The sequence below is a fragment of the Gemmatimonadaceae bacterium genome (assembly GCA_035606695.1).
Lineage (GTDB): Bacteria > Gemmatimonadota > Gemmatimonadetes > Gemmatimonadales > Gemmatimonadaceae > JAQBQB01.
In genome coordinates, this window is sequence record DATNEW010000031.1 from 34,702 (window position 1) to 49,704 (window position 15,003).

11 protein-coding genes are annotated in these 15,003 nt (G+C 65.7%); 8 read left to right on the plus strand and 3 right to left on the minus strand.

The window, feature by feature from the left end:
- Window positions 1-145 precede the first annotated feature (145 nt).
- The 6 genes from VN706_16295 (at window position 146) to VN706_16320 (ending at window position 9,231) form a co-directional block, all read left to right on the plus strand.
- On the plus strand, window positions 146-3,817 hold the full coding sequence (locus VN706_16295; GenBank protein ID HXT17199.1) for a carboxypeptidase-like regulatory domain-containing protein: 3,672 nt from the start codon (window positions 146-148) through the stop codon (window positions 3,815-3,817).
- 156 nt (window positions 3,818-3,973) lie between these two features.
- Window positions 3,974-5,662 carry a glutamine--tRNA ligase/YqeY domain fusion protein gene (locus VN706_16300; GenBank protein ID HXT17200.1) on the plus strand — a complete coding sequence of 563 codons (1,689 nt, stop codon included), beginning with the start codon at window positions 3,974-3,976 and terminating at the stop codon, window positions 5,660-5,662.
- Window positions 5,659-6,540, plus strand: coding sequence for a TraB/GumN family protein (locus VN706_16305; protein ID HXT17201.1), 882 nt, complete (start codon window positions 5,659-5,661; stop codon window positions 6,538-6,540). Before VN706_16300 ends, VN706_16305 begins: the two co-directional genes overlap by 4 nt.
- Window positions 6,541-6,602: 62 nt before the next feature.
- Window positions 6,603-7,274 carry a DUF969 domain-containing protein gene (locus tag VN706_16310; GenBank protein ID HXT17202.1) on the plus strand — a complete coding sequence of 224 codons (672 nt, stop codon included), beginning with the start codon at window positions 6,603-6,605 and terminating at the stop codon, window positions 7,272-7,274.
- A complete protein-coding gene (locus VN706_16315; GenBank protein HXT17203.1) occupies window positions 7,271-8,227 on the plus strand; it encodes a DUF979 domain-containing protein in 957 nt (318 codons plus the stop codon). Before VN706_16310 ends, VN706_16315 begins: the two co-directional genes overlap by 4 nt.
- A complete protein-coding gene (locus VN706_16320; GenBank protein HXT17204.1) occupies window positions 8,209-9,231 on the plus strand; it encodes a DUF2891 domain-containing protein in 1,023 nt (340 codons plus the stop codon). The genes VN706_16315 and VN706_16320 overlap by 19 nt, the downstream gene beginning before the upstream one ends.
- Here the strand turns inward: VN706_16320 and VN706_16325 are convergent.
- From VN706_16325 to VN706_16335, 3 genes are all read right to left on the minus strand, one after another.
- Window positions 9,218-9,844, minus strand: a complete 627-nt coding sequence (locus VN706_16325; GenBank protein ID HXT17205.1) for an SCO family protein — start codon at window positions 9,842-9,844, stop codon at window positions 9,218-9,220. The two genes, VN706_16320 and VN706_16325, sit on opposite strands and share 14 nt — an antisense overlap.
- A complete protein-coding gene (locus tag VN706_16330) occupies window positions 9,841-10,908 on the minus strand; it encodes a DUF1611 domain-containing protein (GenBank protein ID HXT17206.1) in 1,068 nt (355 codons plus the stop codon). Before VN706_16330 ends, VN706_16325 begins: the two co-directional genes overlap by 4 nt.
- A gap of 69 nt (window positions 10,909-10,977) precedes the next feature.
- Window positions 10,978-11,655, minus strand: coding sequence for a hypothetical protein (locus VN706_16335; GenBank protein ID HXT17207.1), 678 nt, complete (start codon window positions 11,653-11,655; stop codon window positions 10,978-10,980).
- A gap of 282 nt (window positions 11,656-11,937) precedes the next feature.
- On the opposite strand from VN706_16335, the gene VN706_16340 reads away from it, so the two are divergent.
- Together VN706_16340 and VN706_16345 are read left to right on the plus strand one after the other, a co-directional pair.
- The gene (locus tag VN706_16340) at window positions 11,938-13,362 is read left to right on the plus strand and encodes an ATP-binding protein (GenBank protein HXT17208.1); all 1,425 of its coding nucleotides are present in this window, start codon (window positions 11,938-11,940) and stop codon (window positions 13,360-13,362) included.
- A 77-nt stretch (window positions 13,363-13,439) separates the two neighbouring features.
- Window positions 13,440-15,002: a cyanophycinase gene (locus VN706_16345; protein HXT17209.1), complete on the plus strand. Its 1,563-nt coding sequence runs from the start codon at window positions 13,440-13,442 to the stop codon at window positions 15,000-15,002.
- The last annotated feature ends 1 nt before the right edge of the window (window position 15,003 follow it).

Genomic DNA, 15,003 nt, shown 5'->3' on the forward strand with positions numbered 1-15,003 from the left:
GTCTTGTGGGGATTGTTGACACTTCTCGCTGTGATTGCGCGTAGGCTCCGCAGACGAGCGATCCCAACTCCCGCCGTACGACTCGTTCAACCGCCCCGTCTACCGACCCGAGCCCACTGTGCGCTACATGGTGTACCTACATCATATGATGAAACGTATCCTGCTTCGCGAGCTCACCGGAGTGTCGCGCCTGTTGTCGCGCCCGTTCTCGCGCCGGTTGTCGCATCTGTCCGCCGCGGCCCTCCTGCTCCTCGCCGCCGCCGCCGTCTCGCCGGCCGCCGCACAGATCGGCACCACCACACAGATCATCACCGGTCACGTGGTCGGGCCGGACAGCCAGCCGATCAACGGGGCGCGCATCGACATCACGTCGATCGAGACGGGGGTCATCAAGCACACCACCACGCATTCCGACGGCCGGTTCTCCATGCTGTTCCGCGACGGAGGCGCGTCGTACACGGTGCGCATCACGTACATCGGACTCGCGCCGGCCACCGTAACGCTCACCCGGCAGGCTGACGAAGACCGGCTGGTCGCCGAGGTGAAGTTGGCGAAGACCGTGCAGCAGCTCGCCGCGGTGCAGGTGCGTGCAAACGCGAATCGACCAGGCGCTCCGCCGGCGTCGGGCGCAGGCGCCACCGGATTCGGTCTTCCGCCGGAATTGATTCAGCGAATGCCGGTGCTCGCCGGCGACCTTGCCGCCATCGCCGCGCTCGCGCCAGGCGTCGTCCCCACCTCGGCGACCGATTCCACCCCGGCGTCATTCTCTGTCGCCGGCCAGCCGCCGGCGCAGAACAACGTGACGGTGGACGGCAGCTCGTTCCTCTTTGGCTCGCTCCCGCAGGATGCGGTGCGCGCGGTGCGCGTCATCACGAACGTCTACGACGTGAGCCGCGGCCAGTTCACCGGCGGCCAGATCACCACCACCACGAAGAGCGGCACGTCGTTGTTCCAGGGCACGACGACGGTGAACCTGCAGCAGCCGTCGCTGCAATTCCCGACATCGACGTCGCCGACGTTCGGCCAGAAATACACGCAAACCACCGGCAGCTTCGGCGTCGGCGGTCCGGTCGGCGATCACGACGTCTTCTACTTCGGTTCGCTCCAGTACGATCGCAAATCCGATGCGGTCGCGTCGCTGCTCGACGCCAGCTCGGGCGCGCTCGCCAACCTCGGCGCGAATGTCGACTCGGTGTCGCGGTTCCGTCAGATCGTCGCGCGCAATGGCCTCGGCAATCTTGGCAGTGCTCCGACGACGCGTCTCTCCACGACGCTGAGCAGCCTCGCGCGCGTCGACTGGGACATCAACGAGTCGCACTCGCTGATGCTCCGCGGCGACTATCGCCATCTCGGTCAGGATGCGACGCGCATCTCGCCGCTGGCGTTGCCGCAGACCGGCGGCAGCACGTCGTCCGACGGTGGCGGCGCCATGGCGACGCTGACCTCGAGCCTCGGCAATTTCATCAATGAAGGGCGAATTTACGCATCACAGGATCATCAATCGGCGGCGGCGTTTCTCGCCGGGCCGGCGGGTGTGGTGACGGTGGCGTCGGGCGCGGAGACCTCGAACACGACGGCGGGCGTCACGACGCTGCAGTTCGGCGGCAGCCCGGCGTTGCCGCGCTCGACGACCAACCGCCTCGTCGAAGCGTCCGACGAGCTCTCGTGGCTGGTCGGCGACCACCGCCTGAAACTCGGTGGATTGCTGAACGTGTCGCGGTCGACCATCGGCGCGATCAACAATCGCTTCGGCACGTTCATCTACAATTCGCTCGCCGATTTCGACGCGGGGCATCCCGCGCTGTTCGCGCGCACGTTGTCCGGCGCCGATCAATCGGCGGGCAGCAACAACGGCGCTCTCTACCTCGGCGACGCGTACCGCCACTCGGCGACTTTACAGTTTGTGTATGGCGTGCGCGCCGAGGCGACGCGGTTGCCGAATGCGCCGGCGGACAATCCGGCGGTGTCGCAGGCGTTCGGCCGCTCGACGAGCGATTGGCCGACCGACTTCGCGATCACACCGCGCTTCGGCTTTACCTATCTGATCTGGAATGACGCCGGCTTGCCGGCTGGTTCGATTCGCGGCGGCATCGGCGAATTCCGCGGGACGATTCCCTCGCCGCTCGTGGCGGCGGCGCGCAACGGGACGGGCGTCGTCGGCTCGCAGACGCAGCTGCTCTGTGTCGGCTCGGCGGTGCCGGTGCCGAACTGGTCGGCCTATCTGGCCGATGCGGGAACGATTCCCGACACGTGCGCCGGCTCCGGTTCGTCGACGTTCGGATCGGTTCAGCCGAACGTGATTCTGCTCGACAAGAGTTTCGGCGCGCCGGACGTCTGGCGTGCGTCGCTCGGATTCACGAAGCGCATCGGCACGTTCTCGAGCATCGGCATGGACGGTCTGTTCGCGTACGGCATCAACTCGCCGTTCGGCGAAGACATCAACCTGCCCGCGCCGAGTTTCGTGTTGGCGGGCGAAGGCGGTCGTCCGGTGTTTGCCCAGGCGAACGCGATCGTGCCCGGCACCGGCACGGCCAGTCCGCTCGTGCGTCCGCACAGCGCGTTCGGTCCCGTCATCTCGCTTGGCTCGGGCCTCAAGTCGCGAACCGGCCAGGTAACGACGAGCGTGACGATTCCCGGCGTGCACTCGGGCCTGATCACGTTTGCGTATACATGGAATCGTGTCCTCGATCAGTCGGACGGCTTCGCGCTCGGCTCCTATGTGCCGAATACCGCCGGCAACCCGAACACGATCGAGTGGGGCACGAGCGATCTCGAACGGCGGCATCAGGTGATCGCGACCTCGCTCATTCCGTTCTCGCATGGGATCGACTTCACGGTGATCGGCCGCTTGTTGAGCGGCGCGCGCTACACGCCGTCGGTCAACGGCGACGTGAATGGCGACGGACAGCGCAACGATCGCGCGTTCGTGCCGGGCGCGGGATCGTCGCTCTCCTCCGACATTGACAAGCTGATCGCGACGACGGACGATCGCGCGGCGGATTGCATTCGATCGCAGGAAGGGCGAATCGCGTCGCGCAACTCGTGCACGACGCCGTGGACGCCGCAGCTCGACTTCCAGGTGAACTGGCAGCCGCGCGCGCGTGTGTTCGACGATCGGCTGACGGTGTCGCTCGTCGCCACGAACACGCTGGCCGGCGTCGACCGCGTGCTGCACGGCGACAACCTGCACGGTTGGGGACAGCCGGTGTTCCCGGATCGCACGCTGCTGTCGATTGCCGGCTTCGACCAGCAGTCGCGCCAGTACCTTTACAAGGTGAACGGTCACTTCGGCTCGCCGACGGGCGCGGGCAGCGCGTTCCTCGTGCCGTTCCAGCTTGGCCTGCGCGGCCAGGTGAAGGTGGGCAGCGACCCGGTGAAGGTGCAGCTCAAAGCCGTGACCGGCGGCGCCAATGGCGGCAAGGCGACGCTCGCCGAAGTGAAGGAGCGCATCTCGAAGGGGCTGCCGACACCGGTCAAGTCACTGGTCGAGCAGGCGGACTCGCTCAAGCTCAACCTCACGCGCGATCAACGGGTGAAGCTCAACGCGATCTCGACGAAGTTCTCGCAGCAGGCCGACTCGATCATCACCGTGATCGCGCAGCTGCTGGTCGATGCGGGCGACCATCCCGACCTGGGCGCGCTCGCGCCGAAGATTCAGCCGGCGAACATCTTCATTCTCAAGGCGCTGCAGCAGTCGGTGAAGGATGCGCAGAATACATTGACGCCCGAGCAGTGGGCGAAGGTGCCGGAGCGCATCCGATTGCCGCTGTCCGCGCCGCCGCCATCGCAGCAGCAGCAACGGCCGCCGGCAGACTAAGTGTCATCCTGAGCGAAGGCGCGCAGCGCCGGCGTCGAAGGATCCCCTTCTCAGCGGAGCGCTGCACATAGCTCCTCCGCCGGGACGGGGGTCCCTCGACTCCCCTTCGCTGCGCTCAGGGTCGCTCGGGATGACGCGCGCGTTACCTTTGATGGTATGTCCTCCCCCGCTCCCGCCCCCGAAACCAAGCACCGCGACTTCATCCGCGAGATGGTCGCCGAAGATGTAGCAACCAACCGGTTCGGGCGGCGGATTGCCACGCGCTTTCCGCCCGAGCCGAATGGTTTTCCGCACATCGGTCACGTCAAAGCCATCTGCCTGAACTTCGGCATCAAGCAGGAGTTCGACGGGCGCTGCAACCTGCGGTTCGACGACACCAATCCCGAGACGGAGGACATCAAGTACGTCGAGGCCATCAAGAACGACATTCGCTGGCTCGGCTTCGAGTGGGACGAGGAGCTGTACGCGAGCGATTACTTCGAGCAGCTGTACGACTTCGCGGTGATGCTGATCGAAAAGGGCAGCGCGTACGTCGACTCGCAGAGCGACGTCGAGATCCGCGAGAATCGCGGCACGGTGACGTCGCCGGGCACCAATAGCCCGTATCGCGATCGCAGCGTGGCCGAGAATCTCGACCTGCTCGAGCGCATGCGCGCCGGCGAGTTTCCCGATGGCGCGCACGTGCTCCGCGGCAAGATCGATATGTCGCACAACAACATGTTGATGCGCGACCCCATCCTGATTCGCATTCGCCATGCGCCTCATTACCGCCGCGGCGACGCGTGGTGCATCTATCCGCTCTACGACTTCGCGCATCCGCTCAGCGATGCCATCGAAGGCATCACGCACTCGCTCTGCTCGCTCGAGTTCAAGGACAACAACGACGTCTACCGCTGGCTCGTGCACGAGACGGAGTTCGAGCATCCGCCCGAGCAGACGGAGTTCTCGCGGCTGTCGCTCGAGTACACCGTCATGAGCAAGCGCAAACTGCTGCGCATCGTGAACGAGGGGCTGGTCTCCGGTTGGGACGATCCGCGCATGCCCACGATCTCGGGCCTGCGCCGGCGCGGCGTCACGCCCGAAGGGCTGCGTACGTTCGCCGAAGCGGCGGGCGTCTCGCGGAAGCCGCAGCGCACCGAGCTCGCCACGTTCGAGCACGCCGTGCGCAACGATCTCAACATGCGCGTGCCGCGCGTGATGTGCGTCGTCAATCCGCTGAAGGTCGTGCTCACGAACTATCCGGAGGGGCAGGTCGAGGAGCTCGAGGCTTCATACTATCCTCATGACGTGCCGCTCACCGGCTCGCGCCCGGTGCCGTTCTCTCGCGAACTGTACATCGAGCGCGACGACTTCATGGAGAATCCGCCGAAGAAGTTCTATCGGCTGGCGCCGGGCCGCGAAGTTCGGCTGCGCTACGGCTACTTCATCACGTGCACGGACGTCGTGAAGGACGCGAACGGCGAGGTCATCGAATTGCGCTGCACGTACGACCCGGCGACGCGCGGCGGCGACTCCCCCGACGGCCGAAAGGTGCAGGGCACCATTCACTGGGTGTCCGCGGCGCGCGCGCTCGACTGCGAGCTGCGTTTGTACGATCGCTTGTTCGCGATTCCCGATCCCGACGACGTCGAAGACTTCATGGCCGCGTTGAATCCGGAATCGCTGACCGTCGTGCGCGGCGCGAAAATCGAGCCGAGCGTCGGGAACGATGCCGCGGGAACGCGCTATCAGTTCGAGCGCACGGGCTACTTCGTCTCCGACACCGTCGACTCCAAGCCCGACGCGCTCGTCTTCAATCGAACGGTCACCCTCCGCGACACGTGGGCCAAGATCAAGGACAAATGATGCACCGCCTGCTTGCCCGACTCGGTCGTTTCGCGCTCGCCATCGTCGTCGCGCTGCCGCTGCACGCCCAGACGCCTGCCGGCAAGCACATCATGTATCGCGTGCATGGCCCGAACGGCGCGACGGTCTACCTGCTCGGCTCCGTTCACCTGCTGACGCCCGAGGCGGGAAAGCTGCCGCCGATCGTCGACACCGCGTTCGCGCACGCGCAGACTATCGCCTTCGAGACGAGCCTCGACTCCGTCGTCGCGCGCGCGCCCGAGATGGTCGCGCTCGCACGCGTCGCGCCCGGTTCGTCGCTCCGCACGATGTTGTCGCCCGCGGCCGCGACGAAAACCGATTCGCTGCTCCATCTCTACGGCATGTCGCTCGATCAGGTCGCGATGTTCAAGCCCTGGTTCGTGTCATTGCTCATGACGTCGCTGACGATGCAGAAGGCCGGCTTCCAGGCCGACTATGGCGTCGACATGCAGCTCGACAAGCGCGCGAAGCAGGCCGGCAAGCCGGTCATCGGCCTCGAGGGCGTCGATCTGCAGCTGCACTTGTTCGACAACCTGTCCGCCGCGCAACAGGAGCGCATGCTCGTCGCGTCGAAGGGACCCGACGCCGCCGTGGCCGAAATGACGTCGCTCAAGGATGCGTGGCTCGCCGGCGATGCCGCGCGGCTCGACAGCATGCTCAATGCGTCGGCGGAGATGTCGCCCGAGATGCTGGACGTCATGGTCGTGCGACGCAATCGCAGCTGGATTCCCGAGATCGAATCGTTGATCAAGGGAAAGACCGACGCGCTCGTGGTCGTGGGCGCGGCGCATCTCGTCGGCAAGACTGGCATCGTACAAATGCTTCGCGACAAAGGCTACACGGTCGAGCAGATCTAGCCGCAGATCAGGCGCGGAACGCACTGGACGGCGCTCGACCGAACCGCCAGCTTCCCCGCGCCATGCTCCCTCTCATCGGCATTCTCATCGTCGTCGTCGGATTCGCGTTTCGCGTGAATCCGCTGCTCGTCGTCGTCACGGCGGCCGTCGCGACGGGCCTCGCGGCGCATCACGGACTCGTCGACGTGATCACCGCGTTCGGCAAAGCGTTCGTCGACAGCCGCTCGGTGCCCGTGGTCTGGCTCGCGCTGCCGGTGATCGGCTTACTCGAGCACGCCGGACTCAAGGAACGCGCGCGCATCGTCATCTCGCGCATTCACGCGGCGACGACCGGCCGGTTGTTGCTCGCCTACCTCGTCATCCGGCAGATCACGGCCGCGCTCGGGCTCACTTCGCTCGGCGGCCATCCGCAAATGGTGCGGCCGCTCATCGCGCCGATGGCCGAAGCGGCCGCCGAGAATCAGTTTGGCGAGTTGAGCGACGAGACGCGGAATCACATTCGCGCGCACGCCGCGGCCGTCGACAATATCGGCGTGTTCTTCGGGGAAGACATCTTCATCGCGATCGGATCGATCCTCCTGATTCGCGGGTTTCTCGATCAGAACGGTATTCACGTCGAGCCGCAGGATCTCGCCGTGTGGTCGATTCCCACGGCCATCGCCGCGCTGATCATTCACGGCGTGCGGCTCATGCTCCTGGATCGCCGGCTGCGTGCGCAGGCGGGCGGTAAATGATCACGCTCGAGTTCATCAACGTGCTGATGGGGATGATGCTCGCCGGCGTCGCCGTCGCGAACCTGCGCGATCGTAGGAACGCCAAACGCTACAACAACGCGGCGTTCTGGGGACTGTGGGCGTTCACGTTCTTCTTCGGGTCGTACGTTCCCAATTTCGTGAATGGGCTCGTGGTCATCGCGATGACGCTCGTGATGGCGATCGGCAAGTTGAGCGGCGCGCCGCCCGAGTCGGCGACAAAAGAGGAGCGCACGGCGAGCGCGAAGCGCTTCGGCAATTGGCTGTTCGTGCCCGCGTTGACGATTCCGGCCGTGACCCTCGCCGGCACGTTCGGGTTCAAGCACGTCGTCATCCACGGCACGCCCCTCGTCGACCCGAAGCAGGTCACGCTGATCTCGCTCGGCGTGGCGACGGTGGTGGCGCTGATCGTCGGGATCATCATGCTTCGGCCGCCGCTCTCCACGCCGATGAACGAAGGGCGGCGTTTGATGGACGCCGTCGGTTGGGCGGCCGTGCTTCCGCAAGTGCTCGCCGCACTCGGTGCAATGTTCGCGCTGGCCGGTGTCGGACCGATCGTCGCGCAGATCATCGATCGCTGGATTCCACTCAACACCGCGTTCGCCGCCGTGGCGGCATACGCGATCGGCATGGCGGTCTTCACGACCATCATGGGCAACGCGTTCGCGGCATTTCCCGTCATGACGGCGGGCATCGGGCTGCCGCTCATCGCGCACAAGTTCGGCGGCGACGTCATCATCATGTGCGCCGTCGGGATGCTCTCCGGATACTGCGGCACACTCTCGACGCCGATGGCCGCCAACTTCAACATCGTGCCCGCGGCGCTGCTCGAGCTGCCCGATCAAAACGCCGTCATCAAAGTGCAAATTCCAACCGCGATCGTGCTGCTGGCGGCCAACATCGCGATCATGTACGTATGCGTCTATCACCGATGACCCTCGACAAGACCATCGCCTCGCGCTTCGCGTCGCTCGCGCTCGCCCACGTGCAGCGCGAGTATCCGAACAAGCTCGATCACGTGCTCAACGGCCCCGAAGATCTCCGTGCGCCGAGCGTGCTGCATCCGATCTTTTATGGCAGCTTCGATTGGCACTCGAACGTGCACGGCTATTGGCTGCTTGCCACGGTGTATCGCGAGGTTCCCGATCTCCCGGAGTGCGCGCGCATTCGCGAGCTCTTCGACGCGCAATTCACGACGGAGGCCGTCGCGGCGGAAGTGGCGTATTTGCAGCGGCCGAATCGCGGAACGTTCGAGCGGCCCTATGGTTGGGCGTGGCTCCTCATGCTCAGCGCCGAGCTGCTACGCCATTCCTCGCCGGAGGCGTCGCGCTGGTCGGAGACGATGCAGCCGCTGGCCGACGCGTTCGCCGATCGCTTTCGCGCGTTTCTGCCGAAGGCGCTCTATCCGATTCGCGTCGGCACGCACTTCAACACCGCGTTCGCGCTGGCATTGGCGCACGAGTACGCAACCGTCACCGCCGACGAATCATTCGTCGGTCTGCTGCGCGACAAGGCGACGGCGTGGTACGGCAACGATGTCGATGCCCAAGCGTGGGAACCTGGCGGCGACGATTTCCTCTCCTCCGCGCTCATCGAGGCCGAGTGCATGCGCCGGCTCGTCGACGCCGCAACGTGGTCACGCTGGTTCGACCGATTCTTGCCGCGCGTTGCGCAGCGGCAGCCGGCGACGCTCTTCGAGCCCGTGACCGTTTCCGATCGCACCGACGGCAAGATCGCGCATCTCGACGGATTGAATCTGAGCCGCGCGTGGTGCTGGCGAAGCATTGCGCCTCGCCTGGACGACGCGCGTCGCGCGATCGCGCTCGAGACGGCGGAGCGACACTTGAACGCGAGCCTGCCGCACGTCGCGGGCGACTACGCCGGCGAACACTGGCTCGCGACGTTCGCGCTGCTGGCGCTACGCATCAACGAATCTTGATCAGCCGCGGCAGATCGTTCGTCCAATCGTCGACCGTGAATCCGCCCGGATACTCCGTGCGCAAGCTATCGTCCGACGAGTAGGCGAGCACCTGCGCGGCGTGGCCCATTCCATAGTTCATCGGGCCAGCTTCGCCGGGTTTCATGATCTCCATCGACGCCGCGGGCAGCCCGAGGTTGTGCGCGATGGCGTTCACCGAATCGAGTGGCCCGCGCAGACCGATGAACCGCTTGTCGAAGTTGTCGAGCCAACTACGCAGGCGTTCCGGCGTATCGCGATTCGGATCCGTCGTCACGAATACCACGCGTACCCGTCCCTGATCCTCAGGCGACAGCTTCTTCATCGCCGCCGCGATGTTGTTCATGTGCATGGGGCACACGTCGGGACAGTTCGTGTAGCCGAAGTACAGGAGCGTCGCCGTGCCGCGCGTTTGCTGTACGAAGTCGAACGGACGGCCCTGCGTGTCGTAGAGTGTGAAATCGACCTTGCCGCGCGCCGGAACGTACCGGACCCCGCGCAGGGCGCCGATCTCGGACTCGCGCGTCTCGCAGGCCGTGGCTGCGCTCAATGCCGCGACGGAAAGCACCAGCACCGATGTTCTAAGAATTCTCATCGCACCGCTCCAGCGCCAACCGCGCGCCGCTCGGCGTCGAACGCCAGGACGGCATCCACCAACGGCGCTGCGTCGAATCGAACCGGATCAGTCGTCGGCAATCCTGTCTCCTCGGTCACGCGATCGATCTCCGCGCGCGCGTCGCGCTCGCTCATGTCCACCGTGTTCAGCGAGATACCGATCGTCTTCGCGGGACGCAGCGGATGCGCCATCGCCTCGTGCAACGCGATCACCTCGCCGAGCGGTGGAATTGGAAGCCACGCGTTGTGGCGAAACGTTTTTCGTGTCGGCTGATCGCACGCGATCAACGCGTGCGGCAAGCTGCCGTGCAGCAGCCCGAGCGACACGCCGGAGTATCCGGGATGCAGAATGGATCCTTGGCCTTCCACGAGCACGATGTCCGATGTCCTCGCGGCTTCGAGAGTGAGCGATTCCGCGGCGCCCGCGATGAAATCGGCGACGACGGCATCGACACATATCCCCCAGCCGTCGATGAAAATCCCCGTTTGTCCCGTCGGCGCGAACGTGGCACGCGTGCCGCGCGATCGCATCGCATCGCGAAGCTGGAGCATGACCGTCATCTTGCCGATGTTCGCGTCAGTGCCGACGGCGAGAACGACCGTCTGCTCGATCTCCCGCACACGGCCGCCGCCGACCGGCAAGTCGGCAGGCGGCCGGCGAACGTCGCGAACCTCGACCTTGAATTGGCGGGCCAGGGGCCCGAGCTCCGGATCGTCGGCGACGAACGTGTGCAGCCCGTTCCAGATCGCGAGACCACGTTCGATCGAGCGCGCGATTGCCGAGCGCGCTTCGGCCGGCAGTCCGCCGCCGTTCACCGCGATTCCGACCATCAGTGCATCGGCGCCGCGCGCGACGCCTTCATCGATGCTCGCGACAACGGGGATGTCGCCGCCATAGCCGAGGACGTCCTGAACGCGCTGGCCGGCGCGCGTGCTGTCGAGCACCGCCGCGACATGGCCGGCGGAATATCGAATCACGGAGTTGCCGGTCTTGGACGCGGGCGTGCCGAACTGGCCTTCGGAGAAGATGAGATAGCGGGGCATGCCATAAATCAAAGCCGCACCGCCCTCGCGTGCAAAACGTCGGCTCAGCGACCCTCAGTCATTCGCGCGTCATCGGACGGGCGCCTTTGGCGTGTCGAACACCGTGCCGTTCGACGCGTGGGGAAGCAACACGCCCTTCGCGTCGAGCGCGATCGTCCGAAATCGATCGGCCGCATCCGGCGGGATGTGCGCGCGAGCGAAGAGGATCACCGCGAAGAGATCCGCGCCCGGCAACGATCCGCCGAATCCCAACACCGAGCGAATGCCGTAGCGTTCGACGAATTGGGCCTGCGCCGGGATGTAGGGACTGTCCGCGGCTTCCTCGACGTGAAAGACGCCGTACGTCTTGCCTTCCGTGTTGCGCAACAGGTCCGGCGACGGCCGGATGACGTCGTCCAGGTCGAGTCCAAATTGCCGAATGAGCTGTGCAATCATCGGCGCGCGCGAGACGATCTGCGCGCTTGGGAGCGGAATGGCCTGATGTGCGTGCGAAAGGTGGCGATGATTCCATGCCTCTTCGTCGCCGACGGTGGCGAGTAGTGCGAGGCACCGCATCGTATCGGTTTCGGCGATCGATGGGCCGTCCGCCGATCGCAACGCGCGGCGCGCGAACCGCTGCAGCTCGGGCGGCAAACCGCCGAACGGATGCACTTTGTACATCCGAACGAGCGCGCATGCGCGACCGCCGTCGGAGCTCACCAGCTCATTATAAAAGTACCGGCAGATTTTCCGGCCGGCGGATTCCATGCTCGGCTCACTTCGGCCACACTCGCGAACATCCAGACTGCACTTCAGCATTTCGCGCAAACCAAACTGCGTCACATCCACCGCCACTCATCCTCCAGGGTGCAATCGCTCGCACACGTTCGCGAGATTCGGGCCAATGGCCGAGGCCGTCATGAAGACGGGAGTGGCCTCCTTTCTATGGGAGACAATTGCTCCCGGGCAAAGAAACGCGGATATTCAATAATGCACTCGGGGCATCGCTTTGCGCTCCGCGCGTGCGCGTTTCGAGCGAGGTAGGTCGCAATGGCATCTGCCGCGCACTCCCACGCGGTCCAGTTCTACGAGAGCGATGAATTCCTGGTCGAGACCGTGGCGAACTTTCTCGCCGACGGCTTTCGCGCCGGCCGCCCCGCGGTCGTTATCGCCACTGACGAGCATCGACAATCACTTGCCGTCGCGCTGAGCGCGCGCGGCTACGACGTCGGCGACCTGGGCCGGCGCGGCATGTCGCGTTTTCTCGACGCGCAGGAAATGCTGAATTCGCTCCTGGTAAACGGCATGCCGGACCGGGCGCGTTTCGAGAATACCGTGGGCCGGCTCGTTCGCGACGTCGCGGCGCAAACCCGCCGGGAGCCGTGCGCTTACGGCGAAATGGTCAGTGTGCTGTGGGACGAGGACAAACGCGACGCGGCTCTGGCGCTCGAGGATCTCTGGAATGCATTCGCGCAGCGCGAGCGGTTCGAGCTTCTCTGCGGCTACGGCATGGGCGGCTTCGGCGATGCCGAGGACGCGGCCGCGTTCAAGCGTGTCTGCGACGCGCATACGCACGTGCACCCGACCGAGATGTACGGCGCGCGCGACGAGCGTGAACGCCTCGCGGAAATATCGCAGCTGCAGCAGCGCGCCCGCGCGCTCGAGGCGGAGCTGGTCCGTCGCGTGCAACTCGAACAGGAACGCGAAGAACTGCTGGCCCGCGAACGCGCGGCGCGCGCCGAAGCCGAGCAGGCGCGCATCGTCGCCGAGCAGGCGAATCGGGCGAAGAGCCAGTTCCTCGCGGTGATGAGCCATGAGCTGCGTACGCCGCTGAACGCCATCGGCGGCTACACGGAGCTGCTCGACATGGGCATTCACGGCGCCGTGAGCGAGGCGCAGCGCGACGCGCTCGAGCGCATTCAGCGCAGCCAGCGGCATCTGCTCGGGCTCATCAATCAGGTGCTGAACTACGCGCGCCTCGAGTCGGGGAATGTGCGCTATAACGTGTGCGACGTTCCGCTGTGCGAGGTCGCGCGGACCGTCGAGTCGCTGATTCTGCCGCAACTCAGCGCCAAGCGGCTGCAGTTCGAGTTCAAGACCTGCCGCCCCGAACCGGTCGCGCGGGCGGACGTCGAAAAGGTGCAGCAGATTCTGCTCAACCTGCTCGCGAACGCGGTGCGCTTCACCGATGAGGGAGGGCGAATCGGCCTCGAGTACACCGTCACGGCGCAGAACGTGGTCGCCGAGATTCGCGATACCGGCATCGGCATTCCGCCGGAAAAGCACGAGGCCGTGTTCGAGCCGTTCGTGCAGGTCGACACCAACTACACGCGCTCGCGCGACGGGGTCGGGCTCGGCCTATCCATTAGCCGAGATCTGGCGCGCGGTATGGGTGGCGACATCACGCTCTCGAGCGGGCTGGGTGCGGGCTCGAGGTTCTCGCTGACCCTGCCGCGCGCCGCGACGGCTCGCTAAAGTCGCCGCGCTCATCTCGCCATCGCGCGTGGCGCAGACATATCTTTGAGCCGGTCACATCCACGCTCGAGGATTCCATGTCGCTCATCAAACGTGCGGTCGCCCTGATTGCGGTCGCCGCACCCGCCTGTCTTTTCGCGCAGACCTCGCATCGCGCCGCTGCTCCCGCCACCAAAGTTGGACCGCCTCACGGGACGGTGATCGTCGTCGGCGGCGGCTCGATGGGGCCGGAGGTCTACAACGCATTCATTCAGGCCGCGGGCGGTCCGAATGCGCTCATCGTGCTCGTGCCCACCGCGGGCGGCGACACGGCATACGCGCAGAACTATTCGGGCACGCGCGGTTGGCGCGCCGCCGGAGCCAGGAATCTCTACGTGCTGCACACCACGAACCGCACGCTCGCGGATGCCGACAGCTTCGTGAAGGTGCTCGACAAGGCGGGCGGCGTGTGGTTCGACGGCGGCCGGCAGTTCCATCTCGTGGATTCGTACGCCGGTACCAAGACGGAGAAAGCGTTCAACGACGTGCTGGCGCGCGGCGGCGTGATCGCCGGTTCGTCGGCCGGCGCATCGATTCTCGGCGACTTCCTCGTACGCGGCGCGCCGTCGAACAACAACATGATCATGGACGACCCCAGCCACGAGAAGGGCTTTGCGTATCTGCGCGGCGTGGGAATCGACCAGCACGTCGTGGCGCGCGAGCGATTGGCCGATCTCGCCGACTCGATCGTGCCGAAGTACCCGAACCTGCTCGCGATCTCCGAGGACGAGGGGACGGCGTGGCTCGTCAAGGGCGACACCGCGCGGATCATCGGGCGCAACAAGGCGTTCGTCTACAACGCCAAGGACAAGAACGACGCCGGGAAGCCGTTCATCACGCTGTATCCGGGCGACCGCTTCAATCTGGCGACGCGGCGAGTGATGCACCGCGCGTCGAGTGACGCGCCATTCAAGATTGCTTATATCGATTCGCTCTTTAAGAAATACTCGGACACCGCCTCGGGCGCGACGGTGCTCGTCGCGCAGAACGGCGAGGTGTTCGCCGACAAGTCGTACGGCATTCCCCCGCAAGCGAAGTACATGCCCACGACCACCGTGCCCGAGTTCTCGCTCGAGGGACTCGGCAGCATCATCAACGGGATCTGCGATCAGCTGGCGACGCAGCGCACCACGGCCGCCGCGACGACGGACAGCGCCGCGCCGGCGGCCACGCCGGGGGCCACGCAGGCCGGCCGGGGACGCGGCGGACGCGGCGGGCCGCCGATGACCGCGCTGCAGTCGTGCGTCGCGCGCGGCGTCTCGACGCCGATCGGCATGCACAAGACCAACGCCACGGCCGACGGCCGGATCATGTCCGACGTGGACGAGCTCTATCGCCTCTCGCTCGGCCTCGAGAATCCGCGGACCTACGCGCGCGATACCACCGTCCATTTCAATGAAGGCCAGGGCTGGACCAGCGACACCTACAAGGGCGTGGCGCGCTTCACGGCGTACGGAACGCCGGACGGCAAGCGCAACGCCTACGTTCGCATTCCGTCCAAGCATGCGACGATCATCGTGTTGACGAACGACGAACACGCCGACGCGAAGGCGATTGCCGACGGGATTACCGATCGCCTGGTAGGCCGCGCGACGAGATAGC